This window comes from Promicromonospora sp. NPDC052451, from assembly GCF_044547525.1.
Taxonomy (GTDB): Bacteria; Actinomycetota; Actinomycetes; order Actinomycetales; family Cellulomonadaceae; genus Promicromonospora.
On record NZ_JBIUAP010000005.1, the window covers coordinates 76,042 to 90,878 of the forward strand.

Annotated in this window: 11 protein-coding genes; 9 read left to right on the top strand and 2 right to left on the bottom strand. The window is 72.4% G+C overall.

Translation table 11 applies throughout. From position 1 onward, the window contains the following. Positions 1-60 precede the first annotated feature (60 nt). Positions 61-309 carry a WhiB family transcriptional regulator gene (locus ACIG47_RS10245; RefSeq protein ID WP_026365970.1) on the top strand — a complete coding sequence of 83 codons (249 nt, stop codon included), beginning with the start codon at positions 61-63 and terminating at the stop codon, positions 307-309. A 48-nt stretch (positions 310-357) separates the two neighbouring features. Here the strand turns inward: ACIG47_RS10245 and ACIG47_RS10250 are convergent, their stop codons facing one another. Beyond that, positions 358-1,854 carry a sensor histidine kinase gene (locus ACIG47_RS10250; RefSeq protein ID WP_397430968.1) on the bottom strand — a complete coding sequence of 499 codons (1,497 nt, stop codon included), beginning with the start codon at positions 1,852-1,854 and terminating at the stop codon, positions 358-360. 139 nt (positions 1,855-1,993) lie between these two features. Here ACIG47_RS10250 and ACIG47_RS10255 point away from each other — a divergent pair, with 139 nt between their 5' ends. From ACIG47_RS10255 to ACIG47_RS10285, 7 genes are all read left to right on the top strand, one after another. Further along, on the top strand, positions 1,994-2,518 hold the full coding sequence (locus tag ACIG47_RS10255; RefSeq protein WP_397416913.1) for a DUF2505 domain-containing protein: 525 nt from the start codon (positions 1,994-1,996) through the stop codon (positions 2,516-2,518). Between the two features lie 158 nt (positions 2,519-2,676). After that, the gene (locus ACIG47_RS10260) at positions 2,677-4,017 is read left to right on the top strand and encodes an ABC transporter substrate-binding protein (RefSeq protein WP_397430713.1); all 1,341 of its coding nucleotides are present in this window, start codon (positions 2,677-2,679) and stop codon (positions 4,015-4,017) included. Between the two features lie 187 nt (positions 4,018-4,204). After that, complete coding sequence (locus ACIG47_RS10265; RefSeq protein WP_397430714.1) at positions 4,205-5,524, top strand: ABC transporter substrate-binding protein; 1,320 nt, start codon at positions 4,205-4,207, stop codon at positions 5,522-5,524. Positions 5,525-5,679: 155 nt separating this feature from the next. Next, positions 5,680-6,696: a carbohydrate ABC transporter permease gene (locus tag ACIG47_RS10270; protein ID WP_397430715.1), complete on the top strand. Its 1,017-nt coding sequence runs from the start codon at positions 5,680-5,682 to the stop codon at positions 6,694-6,696. After that, entirely contained in the window at positions 6,693-7,610 is a 918-nt protein-coding gene (locus ACIG47_RS10275) for a carbohydrate ABC transporter permease (RefSeq protein ID WP_397430716.1), read from the top strand. The genes ACIG47_RS10270 and ACIG47_RS10275 overlap by 4 nt, the downstream gene beginning before the upstream one ends. A gap of 5 nt (positions 7,611-7,615) precedes the next feature. Beyond that, the gene (locus ACIG47_RS10280) at positions 7,616-9,199 is read left to right on the top strand and encodes a GH1 family beta-glucosidase (RefSeq protein ID WP_397430969.1); all 1,584 of its coding nucleotides are present in this window, start codon (positions 7,616-7,618) and stop codon (positions 9,197-9,199) included. A 29-nt stretch (positions 9,200-9,228) separates the two neighbouring features. Continuing rightward, positions 9,229-10,221: a LacI family DNA-binding transcriptional regulator gene (locus ACIG47_RS10285; RefSeq protein WP_397416924.1), complete on the top strand. Its 993-nt coding sequence runs from the start codon at positions 9,229-9,231 to the stop codon at positions 10,219-10,221. Between the two features lie 140 nt (positions 10,222-10,361). On the opposite strand, the gene ACIG47_RS10290 is transcribed toward ACIG47_RS10285, so the two are convergent. Then, a complete protein-coding gene (locus ACIG47_RS10290; protein WP_397430717.1) occupies positions 10,362-13,886 on the bottom strand; it encodes a bifunctional proline dehydrogenase/L-glutamate gamma-semialdehyde dehydrogenase in 3,525 nt (1,174 codons plus the stop codon). 108 nt (positions 13,887-13,994) lie between these two features. On the opposite strand from ACIG47_RS10290, the gene ACIG47_RS10295 reads away from it, so the two are divergent. After that, positions 13,995-14,774, top strand: a complete 780-nt coding sequence (locus ACIG47_RS10295; protein WP_397416928.1) for an AraC family transcriptional regulator — start codon at positions 13,995-13,997, stop codon at positions 14,772-14,774. The last annotated feature ends 63 nt before the right edge of the window (positions 14,775-14,837 follow it).

Here is a 14,837-nt window from a genome sequence, read left to right on the forward strand (position 1 = left end):
GACGATGCTCCCACGTGGCGAGCCGGACGGCGGGTAGTTCCTTCCAAGGAGTACGTGACCATGGACTGGCGCCACCGCGCAGCATGCCTCGAAGAGGACCCCGAACTGTTCTTCCCGATCGGCAACACGGGCCCCGCCCTGCTGCAGATCGAGGAGGCGAAGGCCGTGTGCCGTCGCTGCGACGTCGTCGACACCTGCCTCAAGTGGGCGATCGAGTCCGGCCAGGACGCCGGCGTCTGGGGCGGTATGAGTGAGGACGAGCGCCGCGCGCTCAAGCGCCGCACCGCCCGCGCCCGCCGCGCCGGCTGACACCCCGCGACGCTCTGTGTGAGCCGCGCCTGAGCACTCCCCCTCCGCTCAGGCGCGGCTCACGTCTTTCCCGGCCCCGTCGGTCGCCCGCAGCACGAGCTGCAGCTCGACCTGCGTACCGCCACCCTCGCGGGCGGACCACTCGATGGTCCCCCCGAGCTCGTTGGTGACGAGCGTCCGCACGATCTGCGTCCCCAGGCCGCTGCCCGGGCCCCGCCCGCCGCTGCCGCCGTTCTGCGGCAGGCCCACGCCGTCGTCCGCGACGATCACACGCAGGTCGGCGTTGTCCCGCTCCACGCCGATCTCGACGGTGCCCGAGGACCGGCCGACGAACCCGTGCTCCACCGCGTTGGTGACCAGCTCCGTGAGCACCAGGGCGAGCGGCGTCGCGTCCTGCGCGGGCACCATGCCGAACGATCCGGTGCGCACCGTGCGCACGGACGTACCCGCCGAGGCCACGTCGGCCGTCAGCCGCAGGGCCCGGCCCACCATGTCGTCGAGCTCGACCTGCTCGTCGAGGGTCTGCGACAGGCTCTCGTGCACCAGGGCGATCGTCGACACGCGCCGCATCGCCTCCTCCAGCGCCTCCTTGGCCGCGGGCACGTCCATGCGCCGCGCCTGGAGCCGCAGCAGCGCGGCCACGGTCTGCAGGTTGTTCTTGACCCGGTGGTGGATCTCACGGATCGTCGCGTCCTTGGTGATGAGCTCCCGCTCGCGACGGCGCAGCTCGGACACGTCGCGGCACAGCAGCACCGCCCCGATGCGCTGCCCGCGGTCGGTCAGCGGCATCGCGCGCAGCGACAACGACACCCCGTGCGCCTCGATGTCGGTGCGCCACGGTGCGCGCCCCATCACCACGAGCGGCAGCGACTCGTCCACGGGCTGGAGCTGTTCCACCAGCTCGGCCGTCACCTCGACGAGCGACTGCCCCACGAGGGGGCCGATCACGCCGAGCCGGTGGAAGCACGACAGGGCGTTCGGGCTCGCGTACAGGACCTCGCCCTCGGAGTTGAGCCGGATCAGGCCGTCACCCACGCGCGGGGCGCCGCGGCGCGAGCCGGTCGCCGCGTTGGGCAGCGGGAACTCGCCGCGGGGAATCATCGCCACGAGGTCGTCGGCGGCCTCGACGTAGTTCAGCTCCAGGCGCGACGGCGTACGGCCCGAGCCGAGGTTGGTCTGCCGCGCGACCACCGCGATCGCCGTGTCCTTGTGGACCACCGGGATCGCCTCCTCGCGCACCGCGTACGCGCCGAACCAGCGCGGTTCGCGGGCGCGCTGCGCCTTGGCCTCGTCCATCGCCCGTGCGAGCTGCGGGCGCTGGCCCTCAGGGGCGAAGGAACCGACGATGTCGTCGTAGTGCACCGTCGCACCCGTCGAGGGGCGGCACTGGGCGATCGCCACGAACCGCCCGTCGTCGGTGGGCAGCCACAGCACCAGGTCCGCGAACGCGAGGTCCGAGACCACCTGCCAGTCGCCGACCAGGAGGTGCAGCCACTCCACGTCTGCTGGTTCGAGGTCGGCGTGCTCAAGGATCAGGTCACTCATCGCGGACACGCACCCCAGCCTATGCCGGAACCGTGCCATGGCCTGCCGAGGGGCAGACGTGTACCCGCCGGGGGCCGTGGGCACCGCGTCGGTTAGAGTTCCACCACCGGCATGCCCCGTCGCCGCGAGGAGGAAGCCCGTGCACCTGACAGTGGACCTGACGTTCCCCGCGAACATCGACGACGTCGCCGCGATGCTCGCCGACGAGACGTTCGTCCGCTGGCGCGCCCAGCGTTCGACCGGATCCGTCAACGGCGTGGTCGAGCAGGCGGACGTCACCGGGACCGCCGCCGCAGGATTCACCGTCGTGGTGCGGCGCACCCTGCCGACCGACATCATCCCCGTGCAGGCCCGCCCCTTCGTCGGCGCGCACCTGGAGATCCGGCAGGCGGAGGCCTGGGAGGCGGCGTCCGACGACCGGCGCACCGGCACGGTGGCCGTCGAGATCCTGGGCGCGCCCGTCCGCGTCACGGCCACGGCGAACCTCACGACGCAGCCCGACGGCGGCACGCGGCTGACCTACGCGGGCGACGTCCGGGCGACGGTGCCGCTGTTCGGTTCGGTGATCGAGGAGGCCGCGGTCTCGGCGGTGCGCACCACGCTCGAGACCGAGGCGGAGGCCGGCCGGGACTGGCTGGCAGGCAGGCGCAGCGGGACGAGCTGACCGCCGGCTCCGGAGGTCCGTGCGGAGGATGCCGGATCGGGGCCCTGCCGTCGCACGGGGACGTTGTGCGAACATTCGTGTCTGATGTGCGCATTTTTGTGCTCTCATATCGCTCTCACAACGTGACACGCATGCGTCCTGACCACTGAGGAGTCCCAGTGCCCAGCAACATCAGATCGGTTCGAGGTCGCACCGCGCGCCGGCGCGCGGCCCTCGCCGCGCTGACGGTCGTCGTCCTGCCCCTCTCGGCCTGCGGCTCGCTCCTGGGGCAGGACCCCGCGGGCGACGGCGGCGCCGACGGTCCGATCACCCTCACGGTGTCGACGTTCAACAACTTCGGGTACACGGACGAGCTCCTCGCCAAGTACACCGAGGAGAACCCGAACGTCACCGTGGAGCACGTGGTGGCGCCGACCTCGGACGAGGCCCGCCTGCAGATGCTCAAGGCCTTCACCACGGGTGACGGCTCCGAGCTCGCCGACGTGGTCGCGGCCGAGGTGGACTGGATGCCCGAGCTCATGGAGCACTCGGACCTCTTCGAGGACCTGACGGACCCCGAGGTCACCAAGCGCTGGGTCGACTGGAAGGTGGCGCAGGCGACCACTCCGGACGGCAAGCTGCTCGGCTACGGCACCGACATCGGCCCGGAGGCCATCTGCTACCGCTCCGACCTGTTCGAGGAGGCCGGCCTGCCGACCGACCGCGAGGAGGTCGCGGAGCTGCTCGGCGGCAAGAACGCGACGTGGGAGCGCTACTTCGAGGTGGGCCGCCAGTTCACGGCGCAGTCCGAGGCGGCCTGGTTCGACGGCACGACCGGCACGTTCCAGGGCATGGTCAACCAGCTCCCCGCGGCGTTCGAGGACCCGGCGACGCAGCTGCCGACCGACCTGGCCATCAACAACGACGTCCGCGTCATCTACGACCAGATCACCGGCGCCATCGCCGACGGTCTCTCGGCCGGCCTGGAGCAGTGGACCCCGGAGTGGACCGCCGGGTTCCAGGAGGACGCCTTCGCGACCATGCTGTGCCCGGGCTGGATGATGGGTCCGATCGAGTCCTACTCCCCGGGCGTGCAGGGCTGGGACGTGGCCAACGTCTTCCCCGGCGGCGGCGGTAACTGGGGTGGCTCCTTCCTCGCCGTCCCGTCGGCCGGCGCGTACCCCGAGGAGGCGAAGAAGCTCGCCGCCTGGCTCACCGCACCCGAGCAGCAGACCACGGCCTTCACGACGGCGGGCGCCTTCCCGTCGCAGATCGCGGCGCAGGACTCCGAGGCCGTCCAGGGCTACGTCAACCCCTTCTTCAACAACGCCCCGGTCGGCAAGATCTTCACGGCGCGGGCCCAGTCCATCGACGGCGCGCCCTACAAGGGCCCGTACTACTTCGCGATCCGCGACGAGCTCAACAACGCGCTGGCCGCCGTCGACGCCGGCAACAACAGCCCGGAGATCGCCTGGAACCAGGCCGTCCAGAGCACCGGGGACATCCGGATCAAGCAGTGACCGAACCAAGGTTCGCCCGTTGCCCGCCTTGACACGACACGGTGGGCGGCGCAACGATCTGTGCCCGTGGGAGCGCTACCACACCTGAGTATGGAAGCGCTCCCAGTACCGGTACGCCGCCGTGCCCGCACGCGACCGCGCCGAGCTCGACCCGTAGCACCCAGACCGCACGACAAGGGAGTCCCCAGTGCTGAGCAGTACCCGACCCATGCGGCGCCCCGTCGCCCGTACCCTCCAGGCGACCGCCGGCGTGGCCGCCGTCGCCCTCGCGCTCACCGCCTGCGGCGGCGGGTCCGACGAGGGGGCCGCCGAGGAGGACGGCCCCATCACCCTGAAGGTCGCGACGTTCAACGACTTCGGCTACACGGACGAGATGCTCGCCGAGTACACGAAGGAGCACCCGAACGTCACGGTCGAGCACGTCAAGGCCGCCACGACCGACGACGCACGCAGCAACATGACCACCAAGCTCGCCGCCGGCGGCGAGGGCCTGGCCGACATCGAGGCCATCGAGGTCGACTGGCTGCCGGAGCTCTCGCAGTACCCCAACCTGTTCACCGACCTGGCCGACCCGGAGCTCGACGGCCGCTGGGTGGACTGGAAGGTGCAGCAGGCCACCACGCCCGACGGCAAGGTGATCGGTTACGGCACCGACATCGGCCCGGAGGCCATCTGCTACCGCTCCGACCTGTTCGAGGAGGCCGGCCTGCCGACCGACCGCGAGGAGGTCGCGGAGCTGCTCGGTGGCGAGGACGCCACGTGGGAGGACTACTTCGAGGTGGGCAAGGACTTCGTCAAGGAGTCCGACGCCGCCTGGTACGACAGCGCCGCCGGCACGTTCCAGGGCATGATCAACCAGCTCCCCGCCGCGTTCGAGGACCCGGAGACGGGCGAGCCCACCGACCTCGCGACGAACACCGACGTCAAGGACATCTACGACGAGATCACCGCGTCGTCCGGCGACCTCTCGGCCGGTCTCGAGCAGTGGGGCGACGACTGGGTCGCCGGCTTCCAGGCCGACGCCTTCGCCACGATGCTCTGCCCGGCCTGGATGACGGGCCCGATCGAGCAGAACTCCGGTGGCATCGAGGGCTGGGACATCGCCGACGTCTTCCCCGGTGGCGGCGGCAACTGGGGCGGTTCGTTCCTCACCGTGCCGGCCTCGGGCGAGCACACCGAGGCAGCCAAGGAGCTCGCCGCGTGGCTGACCGCTCCGGAGCAGCAGACCAAGGCATTCGAGACCTCGGGTACCTTCCCGTCGCAGATCGAGGCGCAGGAGTCCGAGGCCGTCCAGAGCTTCACCAACGAGTTCTTCAACGACGCCCCGGTGGGTCAGATCTTCTCCACCCGTGCGCAGTCGATCGAGGGTGCCCCGTACAAGGGCGCGCACTACTTCGCCATCCGTGACGAGGTCACCAACGCGCTGAACCGCGTGGACCTGACCAAGTCCCAGTCCCCGGAGGAGGCGTGGGACGAGGCCGTCGAGAAGGCCGCGGCCCTCGGCTGACCCGTAGCGACACCGCAGGCCCGGGCGCTGCCGACAGCGCCTGAGCCGCACCGCCGACGTGCCGGGCACACAGGTCACCCGCGTGACCTGGGTGCCCGGCACGTCGCAGGAAGTGACCACCCGACGACGACGCGGCGGAAGACCGGGAAGATGACATGGCTGTCCTGACACCTCAACGATCGGCACCGGGCTCCGGTGCACCGCGGCGCGAGCCGCGCCGGCTCGGCTTCTCCCAGCGGCTCGGCCGCTGGGACGTGAAGCTCTCGCCCTACCTGTACATCTCACCGTTCTTCGTCCTGTTCGCGGTGACCGGCCTGTTCCCGCTCGCGTACACGGCCTACGTGTCGGTCCACGACTGGAGCCTGCTCGGCGGGCAGGGCGACTTCGTGGGCCTGCAGAACTTCTCCGACGTGCTGGCGCAGCCCACGTTCTGGAAGAGCCTGGGCAACACGCTGTCCATCTTCGTGCTGTCGTCGGTGCCCCAGGTGATCGTCGCGATCACGATCGCCGCCCTGCTGGACCAGAACCTGCGCGCCGCGACGTTCTGGCGCATGGGCGTGCTGATCCCCTACGTGGTGGCGCCCGTCGCCGTGTCGATGATCTTCGGGCGCCTGTTCGCCGACCAGTACGGCCTGATCAACTCGATCCTCGGCGTGGTCGGGATGGACCCGGTCGCCTGGCACGGCGACCGGCTCGCCAGCCACCTCGCCATCGCCACGATGGTCAACTACCGCTGGACGGGCTACAACGCGCTGATCTTCCTCGCCGCGATGCAGGCCGTTCCCCGCGACCTCTACGAGGCGGCCGTGATCGACGGCGCCGGCCGCGTGCGCCAGTTCTTCTCCATCACGGTGCCGCAGATCCGCGCCACGATCATCTTCGTCGTCATCACCTCGACCATCGGCGGCCTGCAGATCTTCGACGAGGTCCGCATGTTCGACGTGTACGGCCTCGGCGGCCCGGACCAGAACTGGATGACCACGGTCGTGTACCTCTACGACCTCGCCTGGGGTGACCAGCACAGTCTCGGGCGCGCCTCGGCCGTCGCCTGGCTGCTGTTCCTCCTGATCGTCCTCATCGGCCTCGTCAACTTCCTGGTCACGCGGCGCATCTCGACGTCGGACGCCGCCAGGAAGGCCACCCGCACGAGCAGCACCAGGGGGAACGCATGAGCTCCGTCGCCGTCACCGCCCAGACCGCGGGAGCGGGCGCCGCCAAGGCGGCCGCTCGCCGCCGGGCCCGGAAGGCCGCCGGCGGTCCGAACCGCCGCGCCGGCTGGATCGTCTACACCCTGCTCGGGATCGTGCTGCTCGTCTCGGCCTTCCCGCTGTACTTCACGCTGCTGCTCGGCTCGTCCGACCCGGTCGAGATCTCACGCAACGCGGTGCCGCAGTGGCTCCCCGACCTGTCGCTGTTCACGCAGTTCCGGACCGTCATCGAGTCCACCCAGATCAACTTCTGGAAAGCCCTGGCGAACTCGCTGATCATCGCGATCCTCGTCTCGGTGTCGGTCGTGCTGTTCTCCACCCTGGCCGGGTACTCGTTCGCGAAGCTGCGCTTCCGCGGGCGCGGCCCCCTGCTGGTGTTCGTCATCGCGACGATGGCGGTGCCGACGCAGCTCGGCGTCATCCCCATGTACATCCTCATGACCGACCTCGACTGGATCGGCAAGCTCCAGGCGGTCATCGTGCCGGCCCTGGTCACCGCGTTCGGCGTGTTCTGGATGACGCAGTACCTGTCGGAGTCGCTGCCGTACGAGCTCATCGAGGCGGCCCGTGTGGACGGCGCGTCGATGATCCGCACGTTCTGGAGCATCGCGCTGCCTGCCGCCCGGCCGGCGGCGGCGATGCTGGGCCTGTTCACGTTCGTCCAGCAGTGGACCAACTTCTTCTGGCCGTCGATCGTGCTCAACTCGGAGAACCCGACACTGCCACTCGTCGTAAAGTCGCTGCAGTCGAACTACTTCGTGGACTACTCGTTGGTCATGGGCGGCGTGTTCCTCGTGACGCTGCCGCTGCTGGTGATCTTCGTCTTCGTCGGCAAGCAGCTCGTCGCAGGCATCATGCAGGGAGCCGTGAAGGGATGACCCAGATGACCCGCGAGCTCACCCAGAGCTTCAAGACCGACCCCGCCGCGGTCCGCGTGCCCGCGCCCGGGACCGCCCTGCCGTTCACGCCGAGCGCACCGCGCACCGCGCCGTCGGCCAACGCGTCCGGCACCGTCACCTTCCCCGAGGGCTTCCTCTGGGGGGCGGCCACGGCCGCCTACCAGGTCGAGGGTGCCGCGCACACGGACGGCCGCGAGGACTCCGTCTGGGACGTGTTCGCGAAGGTGCCGGGCGCCGTCCTGAACCAGGACGACGGTGAGGTCGCGTGCGACCAGTACCACCGCTACCCGGCCGACGTGGCGCTCATGAAGGACCTCGGCATCAAGGCCTACCGGTTCTCGACGTCGTGGGCCCGGGTGATCCCGGGCGGGCGCGAGGTGAACCCGGCCGGCCTGGCCTACTACGACCGGCTGGTGGACGAGCTGCTGGGCGCGGGCATCCTGCCCTGGCTCACGCTCTACCACTGGGACCTGCCGCAGGCGATCGAGGCCGAGTCGAACGGCTGGGTGAACCGCGACACCGCCTACCGGTTCCGCGACTACGCCGTGACGATGCACGAGGCGATCGGCGACCGCGTCGACGTGTGGACCACGCTCAACGAGCCGTGGTGCGCCGCGTTCCTCGGCTACACGGGCGGCCAGCACGCGCCGGGCCGCCAGTCCCGCGAGGACGGCCTGGCCGCCGCGCACCACCTCATGCTCGCCCACGGCCTGGCCGTGCAGGCGCTGCGCGAGCGGGCGCCCGACGCGAACCTGGGCATCACCCTCAACTTCGAGGTCGAGGACCCGCTGGACCCGGACGACCCCGCCGACGTCGACGCCGCGCGCCGGCTCGACGGCGGGTTCACCCGCATCTTCGCCGACCCGATCCTGCGCGGCGCCTACCCGGCCGACGTGCTGGAGGACGTGCGTGAGTACGGGCTGGAGCGGCACATCCAGGAGGGCGACCTCGAGATCATCTCGACGCCCATCGACTCCCTGGGCGTGAACTACTACCACGGCAACGCCGTGTCGGCGCGGCCCGCGGAGCACCCGCTGGACGGCGGCGCCCCGGTGACCCGGCCGTCGTCGTCCCCGTTCCCGGGCGGCGACGGCGCGTACACCCACCCGCGCGGTCTGCCCGTGACCGCCCAGAACTGGGAGGTGCAGCCCGAGGGGCTGACCCGGCTGCTGCTGCGCCTGCAGCAGGACTACACCGGCCCGCGCGGCATCGCCCTGTACGTGACGGAGAACGGCAGCGCCTACGAGGACGTCCCCGACGCCGACGGGTTCGTGGACGACCAGCAGCGCCTGGAGTTCGTCGACGTGCACCTGCGCGCCGTCAAGGACGCGATCGACGAGGGTGCCGACGTGCGCGGCTACTTCGGGTGGTCGCTGCTCGACAACTACGAGTGGGCGTGGGGCTACGGCAAGCGCTTCGGGCTCGTGCGTGTCGACTACGAGACGCAGGAGCGCACGGTCAAGGCGTCCGGCCGCTGGTACGGTCAGGTCGCGCGGGCCAACGCCGTTCCGGACCGGCCGGCGCGCCCTGACGACGACGGCGACGACAAGGCGGTTCCCCAGGCGTGACGACCTCAGGCCCACCCACCCTGGATGACGTGGCACAGGCGGCCGGGGTGTCCCGGTCCACTGCGTCGCGCGCCATCAACGGTGGCCTGCGCGTCTCCCCCGAGGCGCAGGCGGCGGTGGACGACGCCGTCGCCCGCCTCGGGTACGCACCGAACCGGGCCGCACGCTCGCTCGTGACCCGGCGGACCGACTCGATCGCCCTCGTGGTGCCCGAGCCGGACCAGCGCATCCTCACCGACCCGTTCCTCTCCGGCACCCTCGCGGGCGTCAGCGAGGGGCTGGCCGGGACAGACCTCCAGCTCGTGCTGCTGCTCGCCCGGCCGGGCGAGCAGCGCGGGCGCGTGGGCCGCTACCTGCGCAGCGGCCATGTGGACGGCGTGATCGTGGCCTCGCACCACCGGGGCGACCACCTCGAGACGGAGCTCGGCCCGGCGGGCCTGCCCGCGGTGTTCGTCGGGCGCCTGTTCGAGCCCGACCCGCAGTTCTCGCGCGGCCTGCGCTACGTGGACGTCGACAACGTCACCGGCGGCCGCCTCGCCACGCAGCGGATGATCGACCGCGGGCGGCGCCGCATCGGCACCATCACCGGACCGCTCGACATGCCCGCCGGTGTGGACCGGATGACCGGCTGGCGGGACGCCCTGCGCGACGCCGGCCTGCCCGACGACGCGATCGTCGAGGGCGACTTCACCGTGGCGGGGGCGGCCGTCGCGGCCGCCCGTCTGCTGGACCAGCACCCCGACCTGGACGGGATCTTCGCGGCGTCCGACCTCATGGCCGAGGCCACGCTGCGGGTGCTCGCCGAGCGCGGCCGGTCCGTGCCCGGCGACGTCTCGGTGGTCGGGTTCGACGACCTCGGCATCGCCGAGACGACGTCACCGCGCCTGACGACGGTGCACAACCCGGTGGTCCAGATGGTCGGGGCGGCGACGAGCATGCTGGTCGACCTGGTCGCGGGCCGTCCGGTCCGCGACGAGCGCCGCATCTTCGCCCCCCGCCTCATCGAGGGCGACTCCGCCTGAGGCCCGGCTGCGGGGACGCCGCGCGCGGCCGCACCTCGCCGCTCCCTGGGATGACCCTGCCCGCTCAGCTCGGTTGCTCTGCGTAGACATCGTCTACACAGAGCAACCGAGCTGCGGGAGAGACACCTTCCTGCGTCCGCCTACGCGGTGCGCTGGTGGCCGTAGCGGTGCATCGTGCGGCTGACCGCCTGCTCGCGGAGCATCGTCAGCAGCTCGCGGCGGCCGCTCGCCAGGACCGGGCCGTCCAGCACCGTGACCGAGCCGAGGCGGCTCGCGGCCGCGTCGCGCAGGCCGGGGGCCTCGCCCGCCACGCGGATGCGGCCGGTCACCACGCCGTCGGCGACGGACTCGGCGAACGCCTCGTCCGTGACCTCCTGCCCGACGACCGTCGCCGGGACGCCCGCCCGCGCGGCCGCGGCGAGCACCCGCTGCACCTCGACGTCCGGCGCGCCCGCGCCGACCCGTATCGTGATGCCCGGCACCGGCCGGTAGCGGAACACGTTCGACTCGACGCCCAGCCCCGAGGGGTCGTGCTCGGCGGAGAACTCGGTGAGCCAGGCACGGGCGTCGTCGGCGCGGGCCCAGGCGAGCCAGCCCGCCGGATCCTCGGTGCGCGACGGCACGTCGGGCGCGTCGGCCCAGCGGCCGAGCTGCGCCACGTAGTTGGGGCCGCCCGCCTTGGCGCCGGAGCCCACCACGGAGGCCTTCCAGCCGCCGAACGACTGGCGCTGCACGATCGCGCCGGTGATGTGCCGGTTCACGTACGCGTTGCCGACCTCGACGCGCTCCAGCCAGTGCTCCACCTCGGCGTCGTCCAGCGAGTGGATGCCACCGGTGAGGCCGAACGACACGGCGTTCTGCAGCGCGAGCGCCTCGTCGAGGGTCCGGGCGGTCATGATGCCCAATACCGGCCCGAAGGCCTCGGTGAGGTGGAAGAACGAGCCGGGGCGGACGCCGTCGCGCACGCCCGGGGTCCACAGGCGGCCCTTGCCGAGCCCGGCCTCATGCGCCACGGCGTCCAGGCGACGCGGCCGCACGAGCCAGCTCTCTCCCTCCTCCAGGGTGGTCAGCGCACGCAGGAGCTTGCCCTGCGCGGGCTCCGTGAGCGGCCCCATCACGGTGGCCAGGTCGGTGGCGGGGCCGACGGCGAGCGACGACACGGCGTCGACGAGCTGGCGGCGGAACCGCTCCCCCGTGGCGGTGCGCGGGTCGCCCACCGAGCCGACGAGGATCACCAGGGACGCCGCGGAGCACTTCTGCCCGGCGTGCCCGAAGGCGGAGCGCACCACGTCGGCGACGGCCAGGTCGAGGTCGGCCGACGGCGTCACGACGATCGCGTTCTTGCCCGACGTCTCCGCCAGCACCGGCAGCTCCGGGCGCCAGGACGCGAACATCTCCGCGGTCTCGATCGCGCCGGTCAGGATCACGCGGGACACGCCGTCGTGCGTCACGAGGCGGCGGCCGAGGTCACCGTCGGGCACGCGGACGAACTGCGCGACGGCGCGCGCGAGCGCCGGGTCGAGCCCGATCTCGGGGGCCACCTCGTCCAGGGCCGCGTGCACGGCCTCGACCGCGATCTCCAGGCAGCGCGGCGTGGGCGGGGCGGGCTTGGCGATGACGGAGGAGCCGGAGGCCAGGCCGGCGAGCACGCCGCCGATCGGGATGGCGACCGGGAAGTTCCAGGGCGGGGTGACCAGGGTGACGCCGTCGGGCGTGTACCGGGCGCCCGGCCAGGCCTCCGACGACGGGTCGAGGGCCTCGGCCGCCTGCGCGTAGTAGGCGGCGAAGTCGACGGCCTCGCTGACCTCCGGGTCCGCCTCGGCCACCGTCTTGCCGGCCTCGTGCACCATCGCGGCGACCAGGTCGGTGCGCGCGGCCTCCAGGTGCTGGGCCGCTGCGCGCAGCACGCGGGCCCGGTCCGCAGGGGCCACGTCGGCCCAGGCGGCGCCGGCCCGGCGGGCGACGGCGACGACGTCGTCCACCTGGGCGGGCGTCGCGAGCGGCTCGGCGAGGGCGGGCACGTAGCCCGAGCGGGTGCTCGTGACCTGCTGGGCCCAGGCACGGTTCGCGGCGACGGCGGGGTCGGTGTCGGCCGCGTTGCGGAACGGCCCGGTGGGCACCGCGGGCTCGGGGCGCGGACGGCGGCGCGGGGCGACGTCGTCCGGCGAGTAGTGCACGCCGTGCTCCACGGAGGCGCGGAAGGCGGCCTCCTGCCGGTCCATCGGCGGTGTCGGCGCGGCTGCGGCGGGCGCGAACGCGGCGTGCAGGAAGTTCTGCTCGGCCGCGTTCTCCTCCAGGCGGCGCACCAGGTAGGAGATGGCGACGTCGAAGTCCTCGTCACGCACGACCGGCGTGTAGAGCACCACGCGGCCGCCGTCCTTGGCCACCTCGTCGCGGACGGCGGCGGCCTCGGTGGGCGCCATGCCCTGGAGCATCTCGATGTCGAGCGCCTCGGAGACGCCGCGGGCGCGGCCCAGCAGGATCGCGAGCGCCACGTGGAACAGGTTGTGCGACGCCGCGCCGATGCGGACGGCGTGCGCGCGCTCGGGGCGCAGGGCGTGGTCGAGCATGCGCACGTAGTTGGCGTCGACGTCGGGCTTGGTGGCGTACGGCGCCTGCGCCCAGTCGTGCAGGGCGGCCTCGACGTGCTCCATCGCGAGGTTGGCGCCCTTGACGATGCGGACCTTGATGCGGGCGCCGCCGTTCGCGACGCGCTTCGCGGCGAACTCGGTGAGGCCGTCCAGCGCGCCCAGGGCGTCGGGGAGGTAGGCCTGGAGCACGATGCCCGCCTCCAGGTCGCGGAACTCCTCACGGCCCAGGATGTCGGTGAACACCGCGGTGGTCAGGGCGAGGTCGCGGTACTCCTCCATGTCGAGGTTGAGGAACACGCCGTGGTCGCGCGCGGAGCGGTACAGCGGCAGGAGCTGCTCGACCACGCGGTCGCGGGAGCCGTCGAGGTCCCACGTGACGAGCTGCGCGGCGACGCTGGAGACCTTGATGGAGACGTAGTCGACGTCGGGCCGCTCCACCAGGGCGATCGTGCGGGCCAGGCGGGCCGCGGCCTCGTCCTTGCCGAGCACGGCCTCGCCCAGCAGGTTCACGTTGAGGGTGTAGCCCTCGGCCCGGGTGCGGGCCAGGTGCGCGGTGAGACCGGAGCCGGCGTCGGCCACGAGGTGGCCCACGAGCTGCCGTAGGCGGGCGCGGGCGGCCGGCACGACGATGCCCGGAAGCACCGGGGCCGCCAGCGCGCCGGCCCGGAACAGCGCACGGTCGCTCGCGCTGAGGAACGAGGCGCTGCCGGCCTTCGCGCCGAGACGGGCCAGGGCCTTGGCGGCGACGTGGACGTCCTGCGGGCGGGCGACGTCGTCGACGAAGCCGACGGCGAGCTCCAGGCCTGCGGGGTCGGAGACGAGCGCGCCCAGGGCGGCGGAGGCGCGGGCCACGGCCTTGTCGGTCTTGGAGCTCGTCGCGGCCCCGGCGGTACCTCCCGTGGCGGTGCCGATCCAGGTCCGGGCGAGGGCGACGGCGTCCTCGACGAGGGTGTCGGCGGCGGGCTTCGCGGGGGGCTCGGTCGGAGCCTGCGGGGCGGCGCTGTCCGGTGCGCCTGCGCCCCCGGTCGGGACGTCGGCAGGTGCGGCGCTCTCGCGCCGGGCAGAGGTCTTCATGTCTCCAGGGTGCACCCGGTGCCCGCCGGATGTATTGGCGGGATCACTCGCGATCCGCACCGGTTTTGGCCAAGGCGGGCGGCGTACGCCGCGTAGCATCGGAACCCGATGAGCAACACGCCGAACGGCGCGGCGCGGCCTGAGGCGAAGGCCCTGCTGACAGCGCTGAACCCCGCGATGGTCGCCCTGATGGACGAGCTGTCCGGCGTCATGTTCTGCGCCAAGGACGCAGACGGCCGGTACGTGGTCGTCAACCAGGTGTTCGTGGGCCGCACGCGGGAGCGGTCGCGCCGGGACGTGATCGGCAAGCGCGCCGTCGACCTGTTCGTGCCCGAGCTCGCCGAGCGCTACGAGAGCCAGGACGAGCTGGTCCGCACCACCGACAAGCCGCTGCGGGGCGAGCTGGAGCTGATCCGGCACGTGGGCGGGGCGCCCGGCTGGTTCCTCACCTCCAAGCTGCCCCTGCACGACGAGTCCGGCGCGTACGTGGGGCTCGTGTCGGTGTCGCAGGACCTGCGCTCCGGCGACGCCGACGACGCGACGATCCAGGCCATGGCGCGCCTGCGCGGGCAGGTCGAGGACCTGCTGGAGCACGGCGAGGTGCCCTCCGTGGCAGACCTGGCCGTGCTCGCCGGGTGCGCCCCCGCCTCCCTGGACCGCCGGGTGCGCCGGGTGTTCGGGCTCTCGCCCCGGCAGCTCGTGCTGCGGCTGCGTGTCGACCGCGCGGCCCACCTGCTCACGACCACCACCGTGCCCCTGGCCGAGGTGGCCGCCGCCGCGGGCTTCTACGACCAGCCGTCCTTCACGCGCACGTTCGCGCGGCTAACCGGCGAGACGCCGTCGTCGTTCCGGAGCCGGTCGCGGCGCTCGCCGGGTGCCCGGGCGTAGCCCGGCTGTACGACCCGCACAACTCGGGCCACCCGTTACTGGCCGCGACGACGGCTGCCCTGT

What these genes read in the sequence shown, in the direction of transcription:
- ACIG47_RS10295 (WP_397416928.1), top strand. Translation starts at nt 13,995, where the DNA reads ATGAGCAACACGCCGAACGGCGCGGCGCGGCCTGAGGCGAAGGCCCTG.
- ACIG47_RS10280 (WP_397430969.1), top strand. Translation starts at nt 7,616, where the DNA reads ATGACCCGCGAGCTCACCCAGAGCTTCAAGACCGACCCCGCCGCGGTC.
- ACIG47_RS10275 (WP_397430716.1), top strand. Translation starts at nt 6,693, where the DNA reads ATGAGCTCCGTCGCCGTCACCGCCCAGACCGCGGGAGCGGGCGCCGCC.
- ACIG47_RS10250 (WP_397430968.1), bottom strand. Translation starts at nt 1,854, where the DNA reads ATGAGTGACCTGATCCTTGAGCACGCCGACCTCGAACCAGCAGACGTG.
- ACIG47_RS10290 (WP_397430717.1), bottom strand. Translation starts at nt 13,886, where the DNA reads ATGAAGACCTCTGCCCGGCGCGAGAGCGCCGCACCTGCCGACGTCCCG.
- ACIG47_RS10245 (WP_026365970.1), top strand. Translation starts at nt 61, where the DNA reads ATGGACTGGCGCCACCGCGCAGCATGCCTCGAAGAGGACCCCGAACTG.
- ACIG47_RS10270 (WP_397430715.1), top strand. Translation starts at nt 5,680, where the DNA reads ATGGCTGTCCTGACACCTCAACGATCGGCACCGGGCTCCGGTGCACCG.